General features: G+C 74.6%; 20 protein-coding genes and 1 riboswitch. Of the genes, 12 read left to right on the top strand and 8 right to left on the bottom strand.

What is annotated here, in order from left to right; translation table 11 throughout:
- Window positions 1–156: 156 nt before the first annotated feature.
- The 3 genes from OTB16_RS22870 to OTB16_RS22860 form a co-directional block, all read right to left on the bottom strand.
- On the bottom strand, window positions 157–936 hold the full coding sequence (locus OTB16_RS22870) for an enoyl-CoA hydratase/isomerase family protein (RefSeq protein ID WP_267722421.1): 780 nt from the start codon (window positions 934–936) through the stop codon (window positions 157–159).
- Between the two features lie 157 nt (window positions 937–1093).
- On the bottom strand, window positions 1094–1315 hold the full coding sequence (locus tag OTB16_RS22865) for a helix-turn-helix domain-containing protein (protein WP_030010789.1): 222 nt from the start codon (window positions 1313–1315) through the stop codon (window positions 1094–1096).
- Window positions 1316–1680: 365 nt separating this feature from the next.
- Window positions 1681–3279: an ABC-F family ATP-binding cassette domain-containing protein gene (locus OTB16_RS22860; protein WP_267722406.1), complete on the bottom strand. Its 1599-nt coding sequence runs from the start codon at window positions 3277–3279 to the stop codon at window positions 1681–1683.
- 267 nt (window positions 3280–3546) lie between these two features.
- On the opposite strand from OTB16_RS22860, the gene ypfJ reads away from it, so the two are divergent.
- A complete protein-coding gene (ypfJ, locus tag OTB16_RS22855) occupies window positions 3547–4437 on the top strand; it encodes a KPN_02809 family neutral zinc metallopeptidase (RefSeq protein WP_267722404.1) in 891 nt (296 codons plus the stop codon).
- Window positions 4438–4517: 80 nt separating this feature from the next.
- Complete coding sequence (locus OTB16_RS22850; protein WP_267722402.1) at window positions 4518–4913, top strand: VOC family protein; 396 nt, start codon at window positions 4518–4520, stop codon at window positions 4911–4913.
- A gap of 68 nt (window positions 4914–4981) precedes the next feature.
- Here the strand turns inward: OTB16_RS22850 and OTB16_RS22845 are convergent, their stop codons facing one another.
- Together OTB16_RS22845 and OTB16_RS22840 are read right to left on the bottom strand one after the other, a co-directional pair.
- Window positions 4982–6424 carry a hypothetical protein gene (locus OTB16_RS22845; RefSeq protein WP_384132395.1) on the bottom strand — a complete coding sequence of 481 codons (1443 nt, stop codon included), beginning with the start codon at window positions 6422–6424 and terminating at the stop codon, window positions 4982–4984.
- A gap of 169 nt (window positions 6425–6593) precedes the next feature.
- Complete coding sequence (locus tag OTB16_RS22840; protein WP_267722400.1) at window positions 6594–7724, bottom strand: alpha/beta hydrolase family protein; 1131 nt, start codon at window positions 7722–7724, stop codon at window positions 6594–6596.
- A gap of 330 nt (window positions 7725–8054) precedes the next feature.
- Between OTB16_RS22840 and OTB16_RS22835 the strand changes: the two genes are divergently transcribed.
- From OTB16_RS22835 to OTB16_RS22805, 7 genes are all read left to right on the top strand, one after another.
- Complete coding sequence (locus tag OTB16_RS22835) at window positions 8055–9329, top strand: inorganic phosphate transporter (RefSeq protein ID WP_267722398.1); 1275 nt, start codon at window positions 8055–8057, stop codon at window positions 9327–9329.
- Window positions 9330–9354: 25 nt separating this feature from the next.
- The gene (locus tag OTB16_RS22830; protein ID WP_267722397.1) at window positions 9355–9576 is read left to right on the top strand and encodes a hypothetical protein; all 222 of its coding nucleotides are present in this window, start codon (window positions 9355–9357) and stop codon (window positions 9574–9576) included.
- Between the two features lie 184 nt (window positions 9577–9760).
- Window positions 9761–9910: riboswitch (cobalamin riboswitch) on the top strand.
- 37 nt (window positions 9911–9947) lie between these two features.
- Window positions 9948–10949, top strand: a complete 1002-nt coding sequence (locus tag OTB16_RS22825) for a cobalamin biosynthesis protein (RefSeq protein ID WP_267722505.1) — start codon at window positions 9948–9950, stop codon at window positions 10947–10949.
- Window positions 10946–12505: a cobyric acid synthase gene (locus OTB16_RS22820; protein ID WP_267722395.1), complete on the top strand. Its 1560-nt coding sequence runs from the start codon at window positions 10946–10948 to the stop codon at window positions 12503–12505. Before OTB16_RS22825 ends, OTB16_RS22820 begins: the two co-directional genes overlap by 4 nt.
- A 91-nt stretch (window positions 12506–12596) precedes the next feature.
- Window positions 12597–14765 carry a putative cobaltochelatase gene (locus tag OTB16_RS22815; protein WP_267722394.1) on the top strand — a complete coding sequence of 723 codons (2169 nt, stop codon included), beginning with the start codon at window positions 12597–12599 and terminating at the stop codon, window positions 14763–14765.
- Window positions 14765–15364, top strand: coding sequence for a cob(I)yrinic acid a,c-diamide adenosyltransferase (gene cobO / locus OTB16_RS22810; RefSeq protein WP_267722393.1), 600 nt, complete (start codon window positions 14765–14767; stop codon window positions 15362–15364). The genes OTB16_RS22815 and cobO overlap by 1 nt, the downstream gene beginning before the upstream one ends.
- Complete coding sequence (locus OTB16_RS22805) at window positions 15358–16815, top strand: cobyrinic acid a,c-diamide synthase CobB (protein WP_267722392.1); 1458 nt, start codon at window positions 15358–15360, stop codon at window positions 16813–16815. The genes cobO and OTB16_RS22805 overlap by 7 nt, the downstream gene beginning before the upstream one ends.
- 2 nt (window positions 16816–16817) lie before the next feature.
- On the opposite strand, the gene OTB16_RS22800 is transcribed toward OTB16_RS22805, so the two are convergent.
- Window positions 16818–17543, bottom strand: coding sequence for a ZIP family metal transporter (locus OTB16_RS22800; RefSeq protein WP_267722390.1), 726 nt, complete (start codon window positions 17541–17543; stop codon window positions 16818–16820).
- A 163-nt stretch (window positions 17544–17706) separates the two neighbouring features.
- Here OTB16_RS22800 and cobC point away from each other — a divergent pair, with 163 nt between their 5' ends.
- Together cobC and OTB16_RS22790 are read left to right on the top strand one after the other, a co-directional pair.
- Complete coding sequence (cobC, locus tag OTB16_RS22795) at window positions 17707–19131, top strand: Rv2231c family histidinol phosphate aminotransferase CobC (protein WP_267722389.1); 1425 nt, start codon at window positions 17707–17709, stop codon at window positions 19129–19131.
- A 187-nt stretch (window positions 19132–19318) separates the two neighbouring features.
- A complete protein-coding gene (locus OTB16_RS22790) occupies window positions 19319–20566 on the top strand; it encodes a CapA family protein (protein WP_267722388.1) in 1248 nt (415 codons plus the stop codon).
- Window positions 20567–20730: 164 nt separating this feature from the next.
- On the opposite strand, the gene OTB16_RS22785 is transcribed toward OTB16_RS22790, so the two are convergent.
- Both OTB16_RS22785 and OTB16_RS22780 read right to left on the bottom strand, forming a co-directional pair.
- Entirely contained in the window at window positions 20731–21678 is a 948-nt protein-coding gene (locus tag OTB16_RS22785; RefSeq protein WP_267722386.1) for an SCO1860 family LAETG-anchored protein, read from the bottom strand.
- 338 nt (window positions 21679–22016) lie between these two features.
- The gene (locus OTB16_RS22780; RefSeq protein WP_267722504.1) at window positions 22017–23093 is read right to left on the bottom strand and encodes an amidohydrolase family protein; all 1077 of its coding nucleotides are present in this window, start codon (window positions 23091–23093) and stop codon (window positions 22017–22019) included.
- A gap of 174 nt (window positions 23094–23267) precedes the next feature.
- Between OTB16_RS22780 and OTB16_RS22775 the strand changes: the two genes are divergently transcribed.
- A complete protein-coding gene (locus tag OTB16_RS22775; RefSeq protein WP_267722384.1) occupies window positions 23268–24350 on the top strand; it encodes an aminotransferase class V-fold PLP-dependent enzyme in 1083 nt (360 codons plus the stop codon).
- The last annotated feature ends 36 nt before the right edge of the window (window positions 24351–24386 follow it).

Raw genomic sequence — 24386 nt, 5'->3', positions numbered from 1 at the left:
CACGGTAGGCCCGTACCCCCCGCGGCGCACCGGGGACTACGCCGGTCGGCCGCACCCGGTCCATCCGGCACCTGCCCCGCACCGGCCCGGACATGCCGCCGCCCCGCCGCCCCGCCTCGGACGGGGGACGGGGCGGCCGGTGTGGAGCCGGTCGGGTCAGTCGGAGAGGCCCGCCAGGTCGCGCAGGCGGCGGGCCTGGGCGGCGCGCTCGGCGGCGCGCTGCTCGTCGTACGGGCGGGAGGGGGCGCCGCGGAGCAGGGTCTTGGTCTCGATCACGGCGTCCCGCGGCGGGGCCAGCAGGGCGGTCGTGAGGTCCTGGACGGCGGCGTCGAGCTCGTCCGCCGGGACGACGAGGTTGGCCAGGCCGACGCGCTCGGCCTCCTCGGCGTGCACGAAGCGGCCCGTGGCGCAGATCTCCAGCGCGCGGGCGTAGCCGACGAGGGAGGTGAGGGGCTGGGTTCCGGTCAGGTCGGGGACCAGGCCCAGGCTGGTCTCGCGCATGGCGAACTGGACGTCGTCCGCGACCACGCGCAGATCGCACGCGAGCGCGAGCTGGAAGCCGGCGCCGATCGCGTGCCCCTGCACCGCGGCGATGGAGATGACGTCATTGCGCCGCCACCAGGTGAACGCCTCCTGGTACTCGGCGATGGTGGAGTCGAGCAGTTCGTCCGAACCGCGTGCCAGGTCGAGGAAGGACGGCTCGCCCTCGAAACCCTCGGGGGTGAACGCCTGCCGGTCGAGCCCGGCGGAGAAGGACTGTCCCTCGCCGCGCAGCACGACGACCCGGACGGTGCCCGGCAACGACCTTCCGGCCTCGGCCAATGCCCGCCAGAGCGCGGGGGACTGGGCGTTTCGCTTGGCCGGATTGGTCAGTGTCACCGTGGCGACCGTGTCGTCGACGGTGAGTCGTACGCCGTCCTTGTCGAGCAGAGCCATCTGTATGCCTCCGGTGTGCAGTCGGCCGCCAACCGGCCTAAGTGACTGCACAGTAACCACCCAGCCGGCCGGAGGGCCGACCGGGGGTCACCGAAGGAACCGCTGGTTCAGTGAAGCGGTGAAACGGTGGATCGTCGGAACCGATGGGACCGGGGAGTCAGGCCGTAGCGGCCTTCTTGCCGCGTGTCGCGCCACCGCGACCACGCAGCGAGACCCCGGACTCACTGAGCATCCGGTGGACGAATCCGTAGGACCGGCCGGTCTCTTCGGCCAGCGCCCGGATACTCGCACCGGAGTCGTACTTCTTCTTCAGGTCTGCCGCGAGCTTGTCGCGCGCGGCACCGGTTACCCGGCTGCCCTTCTTCAGAGTCTCGGCCACCCGTGCCTCCTCGTGGGAAGTGCGCTCTGGACTTCTCATGATCACCCCTCCCACGCTTCCTGGCCACCCATTCCGCAAGGTCGGTGCGACGGCATTTCCCGAGGGGTGGACGCGCGAGCAGAACGGAATCTCCTCCTCCGCTGCATGACCTCCGTCACACTGCGCAGCCCCCGGCGGAAACCGGCAGGTCAGGGGCGCGGCGGGGATAAGCGGAAGGCCCCGGCCGCGCACTGTGAGGAGTGCGGCCGGGGCCGTCGAACGACGCGCGACGGTACGAGACCGCCTCACTCAGATGATGGATCACCGCTGAGCCGAATGATCCATAAGGGATTGGATCAGAAGCGGAACCCCGATCGGGCGCCCGGTCAGGCGAGGGAGACGAGGTCCCGGTAGTCGGGCCCCCAGAGGTCCTCGACGCCGTCCGGGAGCAGGATGATCCGCTCCGGCTCCAGCGCCTCGACGGCGCCCTCGTCGTGCGTGACGAGGATGACGGCGCCCTTGTAGGTGCGCAGCGCACCCAGGATCTCCTCGCGGCTGGCCGGGTCGAGGTTGTTCGTGGGCTCGTCGAGCAGCAGCACGTTCGCCGAGGAGACGACCAGGGTGGCCAGGGCCAGCCGGGTCTTCTCGCCGCCGGAGAGCACCCCGGCGGGCTTGTCCACGTCGTCCCCGGAGAACAGGAAGGAACCGAGCGTCTTGCGCACGGCGACCAGGTCCAGGTCGGGGGCGGAGGAGCGCATGTTCTCCAGGACCGTGCGCTCCGGGTCCAGGGTCTCGTGCTCCTGGGCGTAGTAGCCGAGCTTGAGGCCGTGGCCCGGGGTGACCTGCCCGGTGTCGGGCTTCTCCGTGCCCGACAGCAGGCGCAGCAGGGTGGTCTTGCCGGCGCCGTTGAGGCCGAGGATCACGACGCGGGAGCCCTTGTCGATGGCCAGGTCGACGTCGGTGAAGATCTCCAGCGAGCCGTACGACTTCGAGAGGCCCTCGGCCGTCAGCGGGGTCTTGCCGCAGGGCGCCGGGTCGGGGAAGCGCAGCTTGGCGACCTTGTCGGAGACGCGGACGGCGTCCAGGCCCGCGAGCAGCCGGTCGGCGCGCTTGGCCATGTTCTGGGCGGCGACGGTCTTGGTCGCCTTGGCGCGCATCTTGTCGGCCTGCGAGTTCAGTGCCGCGGCCTTCTTCTCGGCGTTCTGGCGCTCGCGCTTGCGGCGCTTCTCGTCGGCCTCGCGCTGCTGCTGGTAGAGCTTCCAGCCCATGTTGTAGACGTCGATCTGGGAGCGGTTCGCGTCCAGGTAGAAGACCTTGTTCACGACGGTCTCGACCAGGTCGACGTCGTGGGAGATCACGATGAAGCCGCCGCGGTAGTTCTTCAGGTAGTCCCGGAGCCAGACGATCGAGTCGGCGTCGAGGTGGTTGGTGGGCTCGTCGAGGAGCAGCGTGTCGGCGTCCGAGAAGAGGATCCGGGCGAGCTCGACCCGGCGGCGCTGGCCGCCCGAGAGGGTGTGCAGCGGCTGGCCGAGGACCCGGTCGGGCAGGCCGAGGGCGGCCGAGATGGTCGCGGCCTCCGACTCGGCGGCGTACCCGCCCTTGGTCAGGAACTCGGTCTCCTGGCGCTCGTACTGGCGCATCGCCTTGTCGCGGGTGCCGCCGGAGCCGGTGGCGATCCGCTCCTCGTTCATACGCATCTTCTTGATGAGGACGTCGAGGCCGCGCGCCGACAGGATGCGGTCGCGGGCCAGGGTGTCGAGGTCACCGGTGCGCGGGTCCTGCGGGAGGTAGCCGACCTCGCCCGAGCGGGCGATGGAGCCCGCGGCGGGCTGTCCCTCACCGGCGAGGCACTTGGTGAGGGTGGTCTTGCCGGCTCCGTTGCGGCCGACGAGGCCGATGCGGTCGCCCTTGGCGATGCGGAACGAGGCGGACTCGATGAGGACGCGGGCGCCGGCGCGCAGCTCGACGCCGGTGGCGGTGATCACGGAAATACTCCAGGGCGGTGTGGACGGCGGAAGGGGGGCAGGACGCGATGCTTCGACGCCGCTAATCCGCGAGGAGATTTGCCATGAGGACCATTCTACCGGGGGTCCGCAACTACTTTCCGGGCATGCGGGCTACGGGCGCCCGGTCCGCCGCGTCCCCCGTTCGGCCCAGGGAACGCACCGGCCGACCGGTGCGCGTATCAGGATGAACAGGTTGATACTCGCCGCAAGGGCGGACACGGCACGTGGATGCGAGGGCGGTGCGGGATGCAGTTCGACGACAACGCCAATCTGGACACCTCCGAGGTCAGCGATGTGCGCGGCAGCCGCATCCCCGGCGGACGGGCCACGGTCGGCGGTGGCATCGTCGGCGTCATCGCGCTGATCATGGGGCTGCTCTTCGGCGTGGGCCCCGAGCAGCTGGGGCTGTCCTCGGGGAACGAGGAGCCGGACCCGGCGGCGTCCTCCGTCAACCAGGTGCAGCAGGCCTGCAGGACGGGGCAGGACGCGAACGCGCGGGAGGACTGCAGGCTGGTCGCGGTGGTCAACAGCACGCAGGACTTCTGGAGCCAGGAGTTCACCCGGCGCGGCGGGCAGTACAGCCCGGCGCAGACGGTCTTCTTCACCGGCCGCGTGGGCACCGCCTGCGGGTCGGCCACCTCCGCGGTCGGCCCCTTCTACTGCCCCGCGGACCGCAAGGTCTACCTGGACCTGGGCTTCTTCAACGAGCTGCGGACGAAGTTCGGGGCGAGCGGCGGCCCCTTCGCCCAGGCGTACGTCGTCGCCCACGAGTACGGGCACCACATCCAGAACCTGACCGGCACGCTCCAGCGGGCCCAGGACGGACAGCAGGGCGCGAACAGCAACGCGGTGAAGGTGGAGCTCCAGGCGGACTGCTACGCGGGGGTGTGGGCGCACAACGCGACGAAGACCCCGGACGAGTCCACGGGCCGGCCGCTGATCACGAGCCTGACGGACCAGGACATCAAGGACGGCCTGGACGCGGCGGCCGCGGTCGGTGACGACCGGATCCAGGAGAAGTTCCAGGGCCGGGTGACCCCCGAGTCCTGGACGCACGGGTCGGCCGAGCAGCGCCAGCAGTGGTTCTACCAGGGCTACCGGACCGGGGACATGGCCCAGTGCAACACCTTCCGCTGACTGTCGGCGGCGCCTGCCATGCTGTGCCGTGGGTCACATTCACGGCCGATGACATGCACCAGTGAGAGGGAGTGATCGTCATGGCAGGCGTTCCGTCGATCTGTCCGACCCTGCTCTACCGCGACGCCAAGGCGGCGATCCGGCAGCTGACGGAGGCGTTCGGGTTCCACCAGGTCGCCGTGTACGAGGGGGACGACGGCACGGTGGCGCACGCCGAGCTGTCGTACGGCAGCGGCGCCGTGATGCTCGGCAGCAAGGGCCGGGGCGGGGCCTTCGACAAGGCCATGGAAGGCGCCGGCCCCACCGGGGTCTACGTGGTGGTGGACGACGTGGACGGCCACCACCGGCGGGCCGTCGAGCACGGCGTGGAGATCCTGATGGAGCCCACCGACCAGGACTACGGCTCGCGGGACTACATGGCCCGGGACCTCGAGGGCAACGTCTGGAGCTTCGGTACGTACGCGCCGCAGGTCTGACACCCGCGGCGCGTCCGCTCCGGCGCGTACGCGCTCCGGCTCCGGCCCGCTCCCCCGCGCGGGTGGGGCTACGCGCCGCCGGTGTGCACCTGGAACGCGGCCCGGCGGACCGCTTTGGCGAGCGCCGGGTCGGGGTGGGCCGCGGCCAGCGCCACCAGGACCTGCACGGTGCGCGGGTGCCCGACCGCGCGGACCTCGTCCAGCAGCCGCGGAACGGTGGTCCGTACGGCCGAGTCGAGGTGGCGGGCCAGCAGTTCCGCCTCGCCGTGGTCGGCGATGGCGGCCGCGGTGTCGACCCAGAGCCAGGTCGACTCCTCGGCGGTGAGCACGTGCTGGGCCTCGTCCGGGTCGACCCCGTCGTGCTCGGCGAGCCAGAGCAGGGCGTAGGGCCGCAGGGCGGCCTCGCGGACCGCGGCGCGGACCTCGGGTTCCGCGGGGGCTCCGACCACGCGCAGCGCTTCGAAGGCGAGGCCGCGCAGCAGCGCGTCCTCGCCCCGGGCGGCGTGCAGGAGCTCGCTGACCGCGTGGCCGACGGGACGGGCGGCGAGCCAGGCCCTGTACTCGGCGCGGGCCGGGCCCGGGGTGAGGCGGGCGCAGCCGTGCAGCATGGCGGCGGCGGACTGCTCGATGTTCCCGGCGGGGCTCTGCGCGGCGACGCAGATCTGCTCCAGCTTGACCCAGACGGCCCAGCTCCCCAGCGGGGTGAGGGTGGCCCGGGCGGGGCCGAGGGTGACGGCGTCCACGGCGGCGAGCCCGCCGAGCGCCCAGCGCAGCAGCCGGGCGAGCGGGACGGGACGGCTCTCGGCGGCGGGCACGGGGGCGGGTCCGGGGACCCGGTCGGCCGGCGCGGCGCCGGATTCCGCGCCGTACGGGACCTCGCACCGCTCGTCGCGCAGCTCGGTGACGCGCTGTCCCAGCAGGTCCAGGAGATCGGGCACGGTCACCGGGCCGGCCGACAGCTGGAGGAGGGAGAGGAGCTGGGGCATCGCCTCGACGACCTCGGCGACGGCCGCGGGGGCGATGTCGGCGGGGGCCGGGTGGACCAGCGACCAGGCGTCGAAGAGCGCGACCCAGCCGCGCAGTACGGCGGTGTCGTCGCGGTCCCAGGCACGCAGCCGCCAGCCGGGGCGGGCGTGGCCGCCGTGCACCTCGACGAGGCCGGCGAGCCGGGCGCGGTCCCAGCCGACCCGGATCTGGCCGTGGGTCAGGTTCAGTTCCCCGGCGGCCCGTTCGACGTCGGAGGCCGGCAGCGCGCCTGCGGGAGCGGGGCGGCCGCCGTCACCGGCTCCGAGGTTGAGCTCGGCCCAGCGGGTCAGGCGCACGGCGTCGGCGAGCGAGGCCCTGGCCCGGTTCGCGAGGTCCGCCGTGGCGGGCGTACCGGCCGGAGGCCGCGGGGCGGTTCTGGTCCGCCGGTCGGTCACCGCCTTGCGGGCCGCGGCGACGGAACGCGGGGAGACGAGTCGGAGTCTGGAGTCGCGAGCCAACTGCTCATCAGGCTTTCGGGACGTCACGGAAGCAGTCTCGCCCGTGACTGGCCGAAAGCCCAAACGGAACCAGCCCCTACGGCCACCGGCCCGGGGAACAGACCCGGACAAGCCACCCGACGTACCCCGACTGCCACACGGCCTTCACATGACGGTGCCTCACAGGAGGCTCAGGTGAGGCGCAGGCGAGGCGCGCTCACACGAGCGGGGTGAGGAAGCGGCGCAGGGCCTCCTCGTACCGGGCCGGGTCGGCGTTCCACATCGCCCCGTGCCCGGCCCCGGCCACGGTGTGCAGGGTGACGAGGTCTGGGCGGGCGGCGGCGAGCCGCCGGGAGGGTTCCCAGGAGGCGAGCGTGTCGTCGGGACCGTGGAAGACCAGGACCGGGACGCGCAGCGCGCCGGGGTCGGCGCCCGGCGGCCGCCGGTCGGCGCTCAGCCCGGCGCGGCTCTCGGCGGCCCGGACCGCCAGCGGGAGCACCGCGGCCGGGATGCGGCGCGCGGCCGCCAGCGCGCGCAGCGTCGAGCGCCAGTCGAGTACGGGCGAGTCCAGCACCAGCCCGGAGATCCGGTCGGCGAGCGCCGAGCGCTCGGCGGCCCGCAGGGCCATGGCGGCGCCGGTGGACCAGCCGTGCAGGACCACGCGGCGGGCGCCGTAGCGCAGGGCGTAGCGGATGGCGGCGTCCAGGTCCCGCCACTCCGATTCGCCGAAGTGTCCGAGGCCGTCGGGCGGGGCGGGGGCACTGAGGTCGCCCCGGTAGGCGAGGTCGAGGACGGGCAGTTGGTGGCGGTGGAGGAAGGGCATGACCACCATCGGGTGCTCGCGGCCGCTGCCGAGCCCGTGCACGGTGATGACCCAGGTGTCCCGGGCCGCGGGCACGAACCAGGCGGGCAGCGCGCCCAGCTCCCCGGGGACGTCCACGTCGGCGTGGTCGAGCCCGAGCGCGGTGCGCGGGTTCCCGAGGTGGACCTGGGGGGTGAGGGTGACCCGGGTGCCGGGGTCCAGGCTGCCGTGGGTGACGGCGACGAGCCGGCGGACCACGGTGTCGGGGCCGTGCGGGGCGTCGGGGAGGACGGGGCCGACGACGGCGTGCACGCCGGGGGCGTCCAGGCCGTATGTTCCGGGGCGCAGGGAGCCGAGGGACCGGGTCAGTTCGACCCGCCCGGGGGCGGTGGAGTGGACGCTGAGCCGGGGGCCGCCGGGCAGGGGGCGCCCGGGTTCGGGCCGCAGGGCCGCGTCGGCGGCGTACCGGCCGGCCGCGACCGCGGCCGCTCCGGCGCCCAGGAGCGTGGTGGTGACGGCCGCTGCCGTCGCTGTGGCGGTACGCACGGCTCCAGTGTCGGCGCCCGGACTCCGGGGGGCCACCGGAGGCGGTCGCTCCGCGAGCGGCGCGGCGTCTGCTCGCGGAGGCCGGGGCGGAGTGACCTAGCTCTCTTCCGAGTGACGGGACGGCCGTCCGGGGCAGGCGGCCCGGTTGGCGGAGGCGCGCATTCACCCGGCTTTGACGTGCATTAATCGATGTATCTAGTCCGTAATCGGGATGAAGAGTCCGATCGGGTAGCGCACCAGTACACCGCTCCGCCGGGGTCAGTTCATCTTCCGTTCATCCAGGTTGCCTACGGTCGCCGAACCACTGACGTCAAACAGAAGCCTGGGTAAATGGAGCACATAACGCTTCTCCTCGGGATCGTGATCATCACCGCTCTCGTGTTCGACTTCACGAACGGTTTTCACGACACGGCCAACGCGATGGCCACCACCATCTCGACCGGCGCCCTCAAGCCCAAGACGGCGGTGGCCATGTCCGCCGTACTCAACCTCGTCGGCGCGTTCATGTCCGTGGAGGTCGCCAAGACGATCTCCAAGGGCCTGGTCAACGAAGAAGGCATCCAGCCAGAGGTGATCTTCGCCGCCCTGGTCGGAGCCATCCTCTGGAACCTCGTCACCTGGCTGGTCGGCCTGCCCTCGAGTTCCTCGCACGCCCTGATGGGCGGCCTGATCGGCGCCGCGGTCGCTTCGGCCGGCATGGGCGCGGTCAACGGCAGCGTCGTCCTCACCAAGGTGCTCATCCCCGCGATCGCCGCTCCGCTGGTGGCCGGCCTGGCCGCGCTGCTGGCGGCGAAGGTCACCTACAAGCTCGGCGACAAGGTCGGTGAGAAGACCTCCGCGAAGGGTTACCGCGCCGGTCAGATCGCCTCGGCCGGCCTCGTCTCCCTCGCGCACGGCACCAACGACGCGCAGAAGACGATGGGCATCATCACGCTGGCGCTCGTCGCCGGCAACGCGCTGCCCGCCGGCGCCAACCCGCCGGTCTGGGTCATCGTGTCCGCCGGCCTGGCCATCGCGATGGGCACCTACCTGGGCGGCTGGCGCATCATCCGCACCATGGGCAAGGGCCTGACCGACCTCCAGCCGCAGCAGGGCTTCGCCGCCCAGACCTCCGCGGCGAGCGTCATCCTGGCCTCCTCGTCCCTCGGCTTCTCCCTCTCCACCACCCACGCGTGCTCCGGCGCCGTCATGGGTGCCGGTCTGGGGCGCAAGGGCGGCGTGGTCCGCTGGTCCACCGCCACCCGCATGTTCATCGCCTGGGGCCTGACCCTGCCGGCCGCCGCCCTGGTCGCGGCCGGTGCGGAGCTGGTCATGCGGACCGGTGACATCGGCATCGCCGGCGTCACGGTCTTCCTGGTCGCCTCCTGCTTCGCCATCTGGATCATCTCGCGCCGCCAGGTCGTCGACCACAACAACGTCAACGAGGTGGAGCCGGCCGGCGCCGCGGAGCCGGAGCCGGGTGTCGTGACCACGGCCATGGCCGCCGTCACCGTCCCGCCGACCGCCGCCGCCGCGGCCGCGGCGGCGACCGTGGCGGACGACGACCTCCGGGCCACCATCCCGGCCGCGACGACGACCCCGGCGGCTCCGGCCGCCGCGGTCTGACCGAGATCTGCAGAGGAACGGCAGTATGAAGATCGACTGGGAAGCACTCGGCTCCGTCTTCGGGGTCAGCCTCTCCGCCACCGTCGCCCTCGTGGCCCTGTTCACCCTGGGCCTGGTGGGCCTGTCCAAGCACGAGGCCGCCACCGAGCAGGGCGGCAGCGCCACCCTGGCCCGCAGCGGGGCGTACGCCTGCTTCGCGCTCGTCACGGCGGCCGTGGCGTACGGGATCTACCTGATCGTCGCCTGATCCGTCGGACACGGTGCGCGAGGGCTCCCTCCGGGTTTCTCCCGGGGGGAGCTTTCGCATGACCGGCCGTACGCCGTATGCCGTGCGCCGTCCGCCGTGCGCCGTGCGCGGGCCGTACGTCCCCCGCGTGCGCCGTCGGGCCCCCGGTCGCGGCCCCATCGCAGGTCAACGGCGAGTTGACGGGCCTTCGCAGTGCGTGGTGGACTGCCCGAGCCATTACGGCGGCATGGAGAGGAAGCCGGTGCGAATCCGGCGCGGTCCCGCCACTGTCACCGGGGCACTCGAACGAGTGCGGCCCGGGAGCCAGGAACTCTCGCCGCCGGTCACGTCGAACCAGGGCGCGGACCCTGAGTGAGGACATGTCTTCCATCATGCGTGCCGACCGCGTCTTCGCGTACGGCGCCGCGGCGGGCCTGATCGGCGACCGGATCCTCGGGGATCCGCGCCGCGGGCACCCCGTGGCCGCCTTCGGACGGGCCGCCGCCGCCGTCGAGCGCGCCCTGTGGCGCGACGACCGCGCCCGGGGCGTCCTGCACACCCTGGTGTGCGCCGGAGCGGCGACCGCCGTCGGTGTCCTCGGGGCCCGCGCCGTGCGCTCCCGTCCCGCCGCCGCGCGCATCGCCCTGACCGCCGCCGCCACCTGGGCCGTCGTGGGCGGCACCTCGCTGGGCCGTGAGGCCCGCGCCATCGGCGGTTCACTGGCCGCCGGGGACGCCGAAGCGGCCCGGAAGCGGCTGCCGCACCTGTGCGGGCGCGACCCGCAGGCCCTGGACGAGCAGCAAATGGCCCGGGCCGTCGTGGAGTCCGTCGCCGAGAACACCTCCGACGCGGTCGTCGGGGCCCTGGTGTGGGGAGCCGTCGCCGGGGTCCCCGGGCTGCTGGCCTTCCGCGCCGTGAACACCCTGGACGCGATGGTCGGCCACAAGTCCCCCCGCCACCTGCGCTACGGCTGGGCCTCCGCCCGGCTCGACGACGTGGCGGGCTGGCCGGGCGCCCGGCTGACCGCGCTCGCCGCCGTCCTGGCCGGCCCCGACCGGCGGGGGGCCGTACGGGCCTGGCGCGCGGACGCCGCCGGGCACCCCAGCCCGAACGCCGGTCCCGTCGAGGCCTCCTTCGCGGGGGCCCTCGGCGTGCGCCTGGGCGGCACCCTCGCGTACGGCGGCCGTGTCGAGCACCGGGCCGTGCTGAACGGCGCGGTGGGCCGGCCCGTCGAGGTCGCGGACATCGAGCGGGCGGTCCGGCTGTCGCGGAACGTGACCTGGCTGGCGCTGGGGGCCTGCGTGGCCGCCCGGACACTGGCCGCACGCACCTCCCGCGGCTCGCACACCTCCCCCGTCTCCCCCATCTCCCGTACGAGGAAAGGTCGCCCGTGAGCGGCGCGAAGCGCGGCGGCGGACTGCTGGTCGCCGGTACGACGTCGGACGCGGGCAAGAGCGTGGTCACGGCGGGCATCTGCCGCTGGCTGGCCCGCACCGGCGTGAAGGTGGCGCCCTTCAAGGCGCAGAACATGTCGCTGAACTCCTTCGTGACCCGCGAGGGCGCGGAGATCGGGCGCGCCCAGGCGATGCAGGCGCAGGCCGCCCGCGTGGAGCCGACCGCGCTGATGAACCCGGTGCTGCTCAAGCCGGGCAGTGACCAGAGCAGCCAGGTGGTGCTGCTGGGCAGGCCGGTGGGCGAGATGAGCGCCCGCGGCTTCTTCGGGACGGCCGGGGGCGCGGCCCCCGGGACGGCGCAGCAGGGCGGGCGGCGGGAACAGCTGCTGGGCGTCGTCACGGACTGCCTGGAGCAGCTGCGGGGCACGTATGACGCCGTGATCTGCGAGGGGGCGGGGAGTCCGGCCGAGATCAACCTGCGCCGGACCGACATCGTGAACATGGGGATCGCCCGGGCCGCGCGGTTCCCGGTGGTCGTGGTCGGGGACATCGACCGGGGCGGGGTCTTCGCGTCCTTCTTCGGGACGACGGCGCTGCTGTCCCCGGAGGACCAGTCGCTGATCGCGGGGTACATGGTGAACAAGTTCCGGGGTGACGTGTCGCTGCTGGAGCCCGGCATGGAGATGCTGCGCGGTCTGACCGGCCGCCGGACGTACGGGGTGCTGCCCTTCCGGCACGGTCTCGGCATCGACGAGGAGGACGGGCTGCGGGTCTCGCTGCGCGGCACGGTCCGGGAGCCGGTGGTGGCGCCGCCGGTCGGTGAGGACGTGCTGCGGGTCGCGGTGTGCGCGGTGCCGCTGATGTCGAACTTCACGGACGTGGACGCGCTCGCCGCCGAACCGGGGGTCGTGGTGCGGTTCGTGGACCGGGCCGAGGAGCTGGCCGACGCGGACCTGGTCGTCGTACCCGGTACGCGCGGCACGGTGAAGGCGCTGGCCTGGCTGCGCGAGCGGGGCCTCGCCGACGCGCTGGTACGGCGGGCCGCCGGCGGCCGGCCGGTGCTGGGGATCTGCGGCGGATTCCAGGTGCTCGGCGAGCACATCGAGGACGAGGTCGAATCGCGGGCCGGGGCGGTGGACGGCCTCGGCCTGCTGCCCGTACGCGTCCGCTTCGAGCGGGAGAAGACCCTGGCCCGGCCGGTGGGCACGGCGCTCGGCGAGCCGGTCGAGGGGTACGAGATCCACCACGGCGTGGCCGAGGTGCTGGGCGGGGAGCCGTTCCTGGACGGGTGCCGGGTCGGGTCCGTGTGGGGGACCCACTGGCACGGCTCGCTGGAGTCGGACGGCTTCCGCCGGGCGTTCCTGCGCGAGGTCGCGGCGGCCGCCGGGCGGCGCTTCGTCCCGGCTCCGGACACGTCGTTCGGGGTGCTCCGCGAGGAGCAGCTCGACCTGCTGGGCGACCTGATCGAGGAACACGCCGACACCGGCGCGCTGTTGCGGCTGATCGAGGACGGAGCCCCGGCGGGGCTGCCGTTCCTGCCGCCGGGCGCGCCGTGACGGGCCGCGGCGACCGCGCGCCGGGCGCGGCAGCGGTCCGCGCCCTCACCCTCCCTGTGCCGCACATATCCCTAGAAGGAGTGAGCAACCGATGAGCACGCCCTATCCGTTCACCGCAGTGGTCGGCCAGAACGACCTGCGGCTGGCGCTCCTGCTCAACGCCGTGAGCCCGGCGGTCGGCGGCGTGCTCGTGCGCGGCGAGAAGGGGACCGCCAAGTCCACCGCCGTGCGCGCGCTCTCCTCGCTGCTGCCGCGGGTGGACGTCGTGCCCGGGTGCCGGTTCTCGTGCGCGCCCGCCGCGCCGGACCCGGTCTGCCCGGACGGCCCCCACGAGGCGGGGCCCGGCGGGGACCGGCCCGCGCGGATGGTGGAGCTGCCGGTGGGCGCCTCCGAGGACCGGCTCGTCGGCGCCCTCGACATCGAACGGGCCCTCGGCGAGGGCGTGAAGGCCTTCGAGCCGGGCCTGCTGGCCGACGCCCACCGCGGCATCCTCTACGTCGACGAGGTCAACCTCCTCCACGACCACCTGATCGACCTCCTGCTGGACGCGGCCGCGATGGGCGCCTCGTACGTCGAGCGCGAGGGCGTCTCCGTGCGGCACGCGGCCCGCTTCCTGCTGGTCGGGACCATGAACCCGGAGGAGGGCGAGCTGCGCCCGCAGCTCCTGGACCGGTTCGGCCTGACGGTGGAGGTCGCCGCCTCCCGCGAGCCCGCCCTGCGCGTCGAGGTGGTGCGCCGCCGGCTCGCGTACGAGGACGATCCCGCGGGCTTCGCGGACCGCTGGGCCGGGGACGAGCACGAGGTCCGGGCCCGCGTGGTGGCGGCGCGGACGCTGCTGCCGAAGGTGGTGCTCGGGGACGGCTCGCTGCTCCGGATCGCGGCGGTGTGCGCCGGGTTCGAGGTCGACGGGATGCGCGCCGACATCGTGATGGCGCGGACCGCGACCGCGCTGGCCGCCTGGGCCGGCCGGACCGAGGTGCGCAAGGAGGACGTCCGGCAGGCCGCCCTGCTGGCCCTCCCCCACCGGCGCCGCCGCAGCCCCTTCGACGCACCGGGCCTGGACGAGGACATGCTGGACCGCATCCTGGACGGCTTCCCGGACGACGAGCCGGAGCCGGAGGGCCCGGACGACGGCGCCCCGCAGGACGGGGGCCCGGACGACGGCGGTCCCGGCAACGGGGGTCCCGACGACGACGGCGACAGTGGGGACGGGGGCGGGGACGGCGGTGTTCCGCCGCGGGACGGCGGCCCCGAGGCGCCCGAGCGGCAGCAGGACCCGGCCGGTGAGCACGACGCCCCCGGGGCGCAGCCGGAGGACGCCCCCGAGGACCCGCGGTCGTCCGGGGCGGCCGACGCCGCGCCCGAGCAGGCGGCCGTACGCGCCGCCGAGCCGTTCCGCACCAAGGTGCTGAGCGTGCCGGGCCTCGGCGAGGGCGCGGCCGGACGGCGCTCGCGCGCCCGTACCGCCCACGGCCGGACCACCGGCGCCCAGCGGCCCCGGGGCCAGCTGACGAAGCTGCACCTGGCGGCCACCGTGCACGCGGCGGCCCCTCACCAGAAGGCGCGCGGGCGCAGCGGGCGCGGGCTCGTGATCCGCAAGGACGACCTGCGGCAGGCGACGCGGGAGGGCCGCGAGGGGAACCTCGTCCTCTTCCTCGTCGACGCCTCCGGTTCCATGGCGGCCCGGCAGCGGATGAGCGCGGTCAAGGGCGCCGTACTGTCGCTGCTGCTGGACGCCTACCAGCGCCGCGACAAGGTCGGCCTGATCACCTTCCGGGGGTCCGGCGCCGAGCTGGCGCTGCCGCCGACCTCCTCGGTCGACTCGGCCGCGGCGCGCCTGGAGCGGCTGCCGACGGGCGGCCGCACCCCGCTGGCCGCCGGTCTGCTGAAGGCCCGTGAGGTGCTGCGGATCGAGCGGCTGCGGGATCCCTCGCGGCGGCCGCTGCTGGTCGTGGTCACCGACGGGCGGGCCACCTCGGCGGGCGGGCTCGGCGGCGGGCCGCCCGGGGACACGCCCCGCGAGCTGTCGGGCCGCGCGGCCCGGCTGCTGGCGGCCGAGGGCCTGACCTCCGTGGTCGTGGACTGCGAGTCCGGGCCGGTCCGGCTGGGACTGGCGGGGGTGCTGGCCGCCGATCTGGGAGCGCCCGCCGTGACCCTGGACGGGCTGCGGGCCGACTCGCTGGCCGGGCTCGTGAAGGACGTACGTACCGCCGTGACCACCGCTTCGACACCGCAGAGCAGCAACAGGAGGGCCGCGTAATGCCGCAGGGACAGCCGTCCGTCGTTCCGGACGACGGACTCACGACGCGCCAGCGCCGCAACCGTCCGCTCGTCTTCGTCCACACCGGCCCCGGCAAGGGCAAGTCGACGGCGGCCTTCGGGCTGGCGCTGCGCGCCTGGAACCAGGGCTGGCCGATCGGGGTGTTCCAGTTCGTCAAGTCGGCGAAGTGGAAGGTCGGCGAGGAGAACGCGCTCAAGGTGCTCGGCGCCTCCGGCGAGGGCGGTTCCGTCGTCTGGCACAAGATGGGCGAGGGCTGGTCCTGGGTCCAGCGCGACGCCCAGCTCGACAACGAGCAGGCGGCCAAGGAGGGCTGGGAGCAGGTCAAGCGCGACCTGGCCGCCGAGACGCACAAGCTGTACGTCCTCGACGAGTTCGCGTACCCGATGCACTGGGGCTGGATCGACGTCGACGAGGTCATCGAGGTGCTGCGCAGCCGCCCCGGTACCCAGCACGTGGTCATCACCGGGCGCAACGCACCGCAGAAGCTGGTCGAGTTCGCGGACCTGGTCACCGAGATGACCAAGGTCAAGCACCCGATGGACGCCGGCCAGAAGGGCCAGAGGGGCATCGAGTGGTGACGTCGCTCGGCATACCGCGGCTGGTCATCGCCGCTCCGTCCTCCGGGAGCGGCAAGACCACCGTGACCACGGGCCTGATGGCGGCCTTCGCGGAGCGCGGCCTCGCCGTGTCCCCGCACAAGGCCGGGCCCGACTACATCGACCCCGGGTACCACGCGCTGGCCACCGGCCGGCCGGGGCGCAACCTGGACGCTTTCATGTGCGGGCCGGACCTGGTGCCGGCGCTGTTCGCGCACGGGGCCGCCGGGTGCGACCTCGCGGTGGTCGAAGGCGTGATGGGGCTGTACGACGGGGCCGCCGGGCGGGGCGAGCTGGCGTCGACGGCGCAGGTCGCGAAGCTGCTGCGGGCGCCGGTGGTGCTGGTCGTCGACGCCTCCTCGCAGTCGCGGTCGGTCGCGGCGCTGGTGCACGGCTTCGCCTCCTTCGACCCGCAGGTGCGCCTGGGCGGCGTGATCCTCAACAAGGTCGGCTCCGACCGGCACGAGGTGATGCTCCGGGAGGCGCTGGAGGAGGCCGGGATGCCGGTGCTCGGCGTGCTGCGCCGGGCCCCGCAGGTGGCCGCGCCCTCGCGGCACCTGGGGCTGGTCCCGGTCGCCGAGCGTCGGGCGGACGCCCTGGCCTCGGTGGCGGCGCTGGCGGAGCAGGTGCGCCGGGGCTGTGACCTGGACGCCCTGATGGCCCTGGCCCGGACGGCCCCGCCGCTGCACTGCGAGCCCTGGTCGCCGTCGGATGCCGTGGCGAGTGCGGGTGCGGGCACGAGTACGGGTACGGGCGGTCCGGCGACCACTGCCGGACCGGGGACCGCGGCGGGCTCGGCGGACGCCGTGCCCGGGCTCCGCGGCGGGCGGCCGGTGGTCGCCGTCGCGGGCGGACCGGCGTTCACGTTCTCGTACGCCGAGCACGCGGAACTGCTCACCGCGGCGGGCGCCGAGGTGGTGGTCTTCGACCCGCTGCGGGACGAGGTACTCCCCGAGAACACCGGCGGTCTGGTGATCGGCGGCGGCTTCCCCGAGGTGTACGCGCCCGAACTGTCCGCCAACGAGGCGCTGCGCCGGTCGGTGGCGTCCTTCGCCGCGGCGGGCGGCCCGGTGGCCGCCGAGTGCGCCGGGCTGCTGTACCTGGGGCGGTCGCTGGACGGGAAGCCCATGTGCGGGGTGCTCGACGCCGACGCGCGGATGTCGGAGCGCCTCACGCTGGGCTACCGCGAGGCGGTGGCGGTGTCCGACAGCGCGCTCGCGCCGGCCGGGACCCGGCTGCGGGGGCACGAGTTCCACCGGACGGTGATCGAACCGGGTGCCGGGGCGGCGCCCGCGTGGGGGTTCACGCACCCGGAGCGCCGGGTCGAGGGCTTCGTACAGCAGGGCGTGCACGCCAGTTACCTGCACACGCACTGGGCGGCGGAGCCGTCCGTCGCCCGCCGCTTCGCGCGGGCGGCCGCGGGCCGTCCGTGAACTCACTCCGCGAGGCCGACCACCAGCCAGATGCCGGCCACCCCGCCCACCGTGCACATCAGCGTGGACAGGGCGGGGTGTTCGTGGTGCGCCTCGGGCAGGATCTCGGCGGCGGCCAAGTAGAGCAGGACCCCGCCGAAGAAGCCGAGGTACGCGCCGAGCGGTTCCTCCGGAAGGGTGAACAGCAGAGTGGACGCCGCGCCCACGACCGGGGCCAGCGCGTCCGCGAAGAGCATCAGCACGGCTTTGCGGCGGTCGTTCCCGTAAAGGCTGGTGAGCGTGTACGTGTTGAACCCGTCGGCGAAGTCGTGGGTGATGACGGCCAGCGCCACGGCGACGCCCATGCCCCCGCCGACCTGGAAGGCCGCCCCCAGCGCGACCCCGTCGGCGAGGCTGTGGCCGACCATCGCGGAGGCCGCGGTGAGCCCCACCTCGGGGGCGCGGGCCCCGTCCTCGGCGCCGTGCGAGGCCCGGCGTACGGCCAGCAGGCGTTCCACGACGTGCGCGACGAGGAACCCGGCCACGAAGAGCAGCAGGGCGAGCGGGACGCCGAAGACCTCGTCGCCCGCCGCGTGCAGGGCCTCCGGGAGCAGGTCCAGGCCGACGACGCCGAGCATCAGCCCGCCGGCCAGGCCCAGCACGAGGTGGCGGCGGTCGGTGACGCGTTGTGCCGTCCATCCGCCCGCCAGGGTCATCAGGAACGCGCCCAACGCGACGATCACGGCCATGTCCCCCTGGATACCGACTCGCCGCCCCGCGCGCACGTCCGCCCCGGGGTACCGGGGGGCGGCGGGTTGACGAACGGGCGGCGACGGGTGAGGTTCGGATGATGTTCGCGTGACGTCGAGGGTGACGTCCACGGTGACGGTGACGACGGAAGGAGGCTTCCCGGTGGGTGAGTACGCGACGCGGTTGGTGGTCGGGGTCGGCGGACGCGCGGGGGTCTCCGTCGCGGAGGTCTGCGCGCTGGTCGAGGAGACGCTGCGGGGGGCCGGGCTGGCCGCCGACGCGGTGACGGCGCTGGCCACGGTGGACTCGAAGGCGGACGAAGAGGGGATCACCGGCGCGGCGAAACGTTTCGGCGTGCCGCTGCTCGGCTACCCCGCCGAGGTACTGGCCGAGATCGCGGTGCCGCACCCCTCCGAGGCGGCGCGCGCCGCCGCCGGAACCCCCTCGGTCGCGGAGGCGTCGGCGCTGGCGGCGGGCGGGGAACTCCTCGTGCCCAAGCGCCGGTCGGTGGCGGCGACCTGCGCGGTGGCCACGGCCCAGGGGCACGACCTGCGCCACCACGGCGACGCGGAGGTGCTGGACGCGGACGCCGCGCTGGTGGACCTCGCGGTCAACGTACGGGCGCACACTCCCCCGGAGTGGCTCACACGGCGGATCGGGGCGTCCCTCGGGGATCTCGCGGCGTACCCCGACGGCCGGGCGGCCCGCGCGGCCGTCGCGGACCGGCACGGGCTGCCGGTCGAGCGGGTGCTGTTGACGGCCGGGGCGGCGGAGGCCTTCGTGCTGATCGCGCGGGCCCTGGACGCCGTCCGGCCGGTGGTGGTGCATCCGCAGTTCACCGAGCCGGAGTCGGCCCTGCGGGACGCGGGCCACCGGGTCGAACGGGTCGTGCTGCGGGCGGAGGACGGCTTCCGTCTGGACCCGGCGGCGGTGCCCGAGGACGCGGACCTGGTGGTGGTCGGCAACCCCACCAACCCGACGTCCGTGCTGCACCCGGCGGACACCCTGGCCGCGCTGGCGCGGCCGGGCCGCCTGCTGGTGGTGGACGAGGCGTTCATGGACGCCGTCCCGGGCGAACGGGAGGCCCTGGCCGGCCGGATGGACCTGCCGGGCCTGGTGGTGCTGCGGAGCCTGACGAAGACCTGGGGGCTGGCCGGGCTGCGGATCGGCTACGTCCTGGCCGAGCCCGCGGTGATCGCGAAGCTGGCGGCCGCGCAGCCGCTGTGGCCGGTGTCGACCCCGGCGCTGGTGGCCGCCGAGGCGTGCGTGGCTCCGGCGGCGCTGGCCGAGGCGGAGGAGGCGGCGCGGCGGATCGCGGTGGACCGGGCGCACCTGCTGGCGGGGCTCGCGGAGTTCGAGGAGATCACCGTCGCGGGGGTGGCGGAGGGGCCGTTCGTCCTGATCCGGGTGGAGGGCGCGGCGGAGGTCCGCCTCCGGCTGCGCGCCCTCGGGTTCGCGGTCCGGCGCGGGGACACCTTCCCGGGACTGGACCACTCCTGGCTCCGGCTGGCGGTCCGCGACCGGGTGACGACGGGCCGGCTGCTCCAGGCCCTGGACCGCGCACTGACCCTCACCGGGGGCCGCTGACCCCGGATGCGGGCGCCGGGCCCGGGCGGCGGGGCACCGGCCCCGGGCGGGGCGGCCGCCGCCGCGCCGCACGCCTGCGGTGGCCGTACGGGCGACGTACCCTGGCGGCGGGGCGCCGGGGGCGGCGACCGGGGCGGCGACCGGGCCTGGCCCCGCGGCGGACACGGGCGACACCGGGGGTTGGGACATGAAGGCATCCGCGAGGGTCTGCGCGGCCCTGGCCGCGCTGGCCGTGGTGGGCGGCGGCGGCGTCTACGCCGCGCCCCGGCTGCTGGACCGCGGTGGTGCGCCCGCCGCGCAGCAGCGGCTCCAGGAGGGGGCGGGCCGCGGCGGGACCGCGTTGGCGACACCGTCCCCGCGGGCGGCGGACGCCCCGGCCGGGCGGCCGTTCACCCTGGTGGCGACCGGCGACATCATCCCGTACCCCTCGATCATCCAGCGGTCGGCCGATGACGCGGGCACGGCCGGGGAGTACGACTTCCGCCCGATCCTCGCCGGGGTCAAACCCCTCGTCTCCGCCGCCGACCTGGCGATATGCCACCACGAGATACCGTACGGGCGGCCCGGCGGACCGTACACGGGCTACCCGCTCTTCAAGGCCCCGCACCAGCTGGCCGACGCCCTGAAGGACGCCGGGTACGACAGCTGTTCCACGGCCTCGAACCACACCCTGGACGACGGCTACGAGGGCCTCGCCCGCACCCTGGACCACCTCGACCGCGCCGGTGTCCCGCACGTCGGCTCGGCCCGCAGCGCCGAGGAGGCCGCTGCGCCGGCCGTCATGTCGGCCGGCGGCGCGAAGGTGGCCCAGTTGTCGTACACGTACGGCACGAACGGCATCCCCCTCCCCCGGGACAAGCCGTGGGCCGTGAACCTGATCGACCGGGACCGGATCATCGCGGACGCCCGCGCGGCCCGGGCCGGGGGAGCGAACGTGGTGGTGCTGAGCGTCCATTGGGGCACCGAGTGGCAGACGGCCCCCGACGAACAGCAGCGCGAGCTGGCGCAGGCGCTGACCGCCTCCCGAGGCGCCGACGGCCTCCCCGACATCGATCTCGTCCTCGGCACCCACAACCACGTGCCGCAGCCGTACGAGAGGATCAACGGCACCTGGGTGGTCTTCGGCATGGGCGACCAGGTCGCCAGCTTCGTACCGGCGGACAAGCTGCGCGGCAACCAGTCCTCGGTGCCCCGTTTCACCTTCGCCCCGGCGGCGGACCGGCCGGGCCGCTGGGAGGTGGTCAAGGCCGAGTACCTGACGCAGTTCTCGGACATGGGGCCGCCGTTCCGCGTCGTCTGCGCGTCCTGCGCGGCGGCCGACACCGGGCTCGGGGCGGCCAAGCGCGCCGCGTACGCACGGATCGACCGCGAGGTCACGGAGGCCGTGCTGTCGCGCGGTGCGGCGGGGCAGGGCCTGGAGCACGCCGTCCGCTGAGCCCCCACCCGCGGCCGGCCGTGCCCCTTGCCCCGCCCCGTCCGGGGGCCCCTCCGCCCCCGGTTCCGCCCCGGTTCCGCCCCGACCGCGCGGGGTGCGCCTCCCGTTGAGCACTCCCCTCCGGGTGCTCCTCGGGACGGCGCCCCCCTAGCGGACGGCGCGGGTCACGAGGCCCTGCCGCGCCGGGTCACGGCCAGGGCGCCCCCGCCGATCCCGAGCAGGACCAGGGCGGCGCCCGCCACGTACGGGGCCAGCGAACCGCCGCCGGTCTCGGCCAGGTTGGCGTCGGTGGTGACGGGCGTAACGGTCCCGGTCCGGGTGTCCGTGACCGCCTGCGGCTTCACGTCGGGCTTCGCCTCCGGCTTCGGCGGGATCGGAGCGGGCGCCGGCGGGGACGCGCAGTGCGCCTCGGCGAGGACGATCTCGCCCTGCACCTCGGCCACGTTCAGGTTCAGCGGGTTCACGGAGACCTTCAGGCGCAGGGCCGCCGCGGCCGCCGTGCCGGAGGTGGTCTCGGTCCCGGACAGCTCCAGGCTGACCAGGCCCACGCCCGGGACCTCGACCTTGGTCGGCCCGCCGGCCGTGAGGGTGACCTTCTTGCCGAGCGCGGTCACCTTGCCGAGAACGTTCGCGCTGGCCACGGGCTTCTTGCCGGCTTCGCAGACGGCCTTGGAGGTGACCTGCTCGACCTCGACGAGCGAGAGGGCCGGCAGTCCCGGCACGTGCACCCTGGCCTTGGCGAGGTTCACCTCGGCCTCGGCCTTGTCCTTGTCCGCGGTCGCCTTGGACGTGGCCACGTCGGCGCGGAGCACGCTGACCGGCGCGCCTCCCTCGACTCCGTCCAGGGTGACGGTCAGCGCCGTCTTCCGCGCCGGGGCGGCCGGGGCGGTGACCTCGTTGAGCGTGGTCTTCAGGGGAACGTTGACGGTCTTGTTGAGCAGGCCCACGTCCAGGCCGGCCCGCAGGACGACGGCGCCCGCCTTGCCCACGCCCCCGGACCCGGCGCCGCCACCCGCGCCTCCCGTGGCGAAGGCGGGCGGAGCGGCGAGCAGGGCCACCGCTCCCGTGGCGAGCAGGGCTACCGCGGGCATGCGGAAGGTGTTGCTGTTCAAGATGGTGGAACCCCCGGGGAGATGGGTGCCGTCGCGGCGCCAATGGGGGACATCGCACGCGCCGACGGCTTCGACCCTCGGAATCTTTACGCACTGCGGGTGAACGGGCGGCAACCTGAGGCCAGTTCACCCCAACGGATGGTTTCCACGCATACATTCGAATTTTCGCGCCTCAGGAGGAACGCGAGTGCGCTCCCCTCGCATCCGTCCCGGGTACGGAGAGCCGTGCGGGCATCCACAACGACGTCGGGGCCCGCGATGTCACCCCCGTCAACGCGGCGCCGTCAACGCGGCGCCGCCGGCGCCGGGACGCCAGGGCCCCTGGAGCGGTACCGGCCTCAGGCGCGTACGGCGCCGTTCACCACGACCCGCAACGGCCGCGCGAGCGCGCGCACGTCGGCCCGCGGGTCCTCGGCGTACACCACGAGGTCCGCCGGCGCCCCCTCGTCCAGGCCCGGGCGGCCGAGCCACGCGCGGGCCGCCCAGGTGGTCGCCGACAGCGCCTCCAGCGGCGGGATGCCGGCCTTCACCAGCTCCGCCACCTCCGCCGCGACGAGCCCGTGCGGCAGCGAACCGCCCGCGTCCGTGCCGACGTACACCGGGACGCCCGCGTCGTAGGCCGCCCGGACGGTGTCGTACCGGCGCTCGTACAGCCGCCGCATGTGCGCCGACCAGCGCGGGAACTTCGCCTCGCCGCCCGCCGCCATCTTCGGGAACGTCGCGATGTTCACCAGGGTCGGGACGATCGCGACGCCGCGCTCCGCGAACAGCGGGACGGTGTCCTCGGTGAGCCCGGTGGCGTGCTCGACGCAGTCGATGCCCGCCTCGACCAGGTCCCGCAGCGAGTCCTCCGCGAAGCAGTGCGCGGTGACGCGGGCGCCGAGGCGGTGCGCCTCGGCGATGGCCGCCTCGACCTCGGCGCGCGGCCAGCAGGCCGTCAGGTCCCCGGCCTCGCGGTCGATCCAGTCCCCCACCAGCTTCACCCAGCCGTCGCCGCGCAGCGCCTCCCGGCCGACGTACTCGACCAGGTCGGCCGGCTCGATCTCGTGGGCGTAGTTGCGGATGTAGCGGCGGGTCCGCGCGATGTGGCGACCCGCCCTGATGATCTTCGGGAGGTCCTCGCGGCCGTCGATCCAGCGGGTGTCCGAGGGCGATCCCGCGTCGCGGATCAGCAGGGTGCCCGCGTCCCGGTCGGTGAGTGCCTGGCGCTCGGCCGTCCCGGCGTCGACCGGGCCATGGGAGTCCAGTCCGACGTGGCAGTGCGCGTCGACCAGGCCGGGCAGGGCCCAGCCGGTCACCGTGGTGATCTCGCGGGCGGCGGGCGGCCGTTCCCAGGAGATCCGCCCGCCGACCACCCAGAGCTCGTCGCGCACGTCGTCAGGTCCGACGAGCACGCGACCCCTCACGTGCAGCACCGCGCCGTCCCGCGGGACGTCGGCAGCGGTGTCGGCATCAGTGACGGCATCGGCGGCGGTCACATCGGCGGCGGCATCGGCATCGGTCATGTCGGCACTGTACGTGCGTGCTCGGTACGCTCTCCCGGTACATCCGGACGACCCCGGACGAGCCCGGACGAAGAGAGCACCGCCGTGACCCACCCCCTCCTGGACTTCCCGCCGCTCACCGCGGAGCGCTTCGCGTCGATCGAACGGCGGGTCGCCGAGCTCCTCTCCACCCGGCAGGACGTGGTGATCACCCAGGGCGAGGCGCTGCTGCCCCTGGAGGGGTGCATCCGGTCGTGCGCGCGGCCCGGTTCGACGGCGCTGAACGTCGTCACCGGCCCGTACGGGACCACCTTCGGCAACTGGCTGCGCGACTGCGGGGCCACGGTGGTGGACCTGGAGGTTCCCTTCGACACCGCGGCGACGGCCGGACAGGTGGCGGCGGCCCTGGCCGGGCGCCCGGAGATCGACTTCGTCTCGCTGGTCCACGCGGAGGCGGCCACCGGCAACACCAACCCGGTCGCGGAGATCGGCGAGGCCGTACGGGCCCACGGCGCGCTGTTCATGCTCGACGCGGTGGCGTCGGTGGGCGCCGAGCCGCTGCTCCCGGACGCGTGGGGCGTTGACCTGTGCGTGATCGGCGCGCAGAAGGCGATGGGCGGCCCGGCGGGGGTCTCGGCCGTGTCGGTCTCGGACCGCGCCTGGGCCCGCTTCGCGGAGAACCCGGCAGCGCCGCGCCGCTCGTACCTCTCCCTCCTGGACTGGAAGGAGCGCTGGATCGACGGCGGGCGCACGGCGCTGCTCCACGCTCCGGCGCAGCTGGAGATGCTGGCCCTGGAGGCCTGCCTGGACCGGATCGCCGCCGAGGGCCTCCCCGTGGTGGAGGCCCGGCACGCGGCCGCGGCGGCGGCGACCCGCGCGGGCGCGGCAGCGATGGGCCTCGCCCCGTACGTGGGCCGGGTGGCGGAGGCCGCCCCGGTGGCCACCACGCTGCGCGTCGCGGACGCCTCCCTGGTGGCGGCCAAGGCACTGGCGGCGGACCCGGCGGCCCCGCTCGCGGCCGGTGGCGGCGCGCTGGCGAAGGAGATGGTCCGCGTCAACCACTACGGCCGGGCGGCCTCGCTGCCTGTGGTGCGCAGCGCGCTGGGCGCCCTGGCGGCCGCTCTGGGCGTCGAGGCGGGTCCGGCGCTCGGCGCGGCGGACGCGGCGTGGGAGGCGTCCCCGCGCTGACCGGGCGCTGACCCGGCGCGGGCCCGCGCTGACCCG

This window comes from Streptomyces antarcticus (genome assembly GCF_026627255.1).
In the GTDB taxonomy this organism is placed as follows: Bacteria; Actinomycetota; Actinomycetes; order Streptomycetales; family Streptomycetaceae; genus Streptomyces; species Streptomyces antarcticus.
The sequence above is the reverse complement of the archived record's forward strand: the minus strand, read 5'-3'. Positions and strand labels throughout refer to the sequence as shown.

Excerpts from the sequence above, each read along its gene's own strand:
- OTB16_RS22870 (WP_267722421.1), bottom strand. The coding sequence starts at position 936 with ATGGCTCTGCTCGACAAGGACGGCGTACGACTCACCGTCGACGACACG.
- ypfJ (WP_267722404.1), top strand. The coding sequence starts at position 3,547 with ATGCAGTTCGACGACAACGCCAATCTGGACACCTCCGAGGTCAGCGAT.
- OTB16_RS22850 (WP_267722402.1), top strand. The coding sequence starts at position 4,518 with ATGGCAGGCGTTCCGTCGATCTGTCCGACCCTGCTCTACCGCGACGCC.
- OTB16_RS22835 (WP_267722398.1), top strand. The coding sequence starts at position 8,055 with ATGGAGCACATAACGCTTCTCCTCGGGATCGTGATCATCACCGCTCTC.
- OTB16_RS22830 (WP_267722397.1), top strand. The coding sequence starts at position 9,355 with ATGAAGATCGACTGGGAAGCACTCGGCTCCGTCTTCGGGGTCAGCCTC.
- OTB16_RS22825 (WP_267722505.1), top strand. The coding sequence starts at position 9,948 with ATGCGTGCCGACCGCGTCTTCGCGTACGGCGCCGCGGCGGGCCTGATC.
- OTB16_RS22815 (WP_267722394.1), top strand. The coding sequence starts at position 12,597 with ATGAGCACGCCCTATCCGTTCACCGCAGTGGTCGGCCAGAACGACCTG.
- cobO (WP_267722393.1), top strand. The coding sequence starts at position 14,765 with ATGCCGCAGGGACAGCCGTCCGTCGTTCCGGACGACGGACTCACGACG.
- OTB16_RS22800 (WP_267722390.1), bottom strand. The coding sequence starts at position 17,543 with ATGGCCGTGATCGTCGCGTTGGGCGCGTTCCTGATGACCCTGGCGGGC.
- OTB16_RS22790 (WP_267722388.1), top strand. The coding sequence starts at position 19,319 with ATGAAGGCATCCGCGAGGGTCTGCGCGGCCCTGGCCGCGCTGGCCGTG.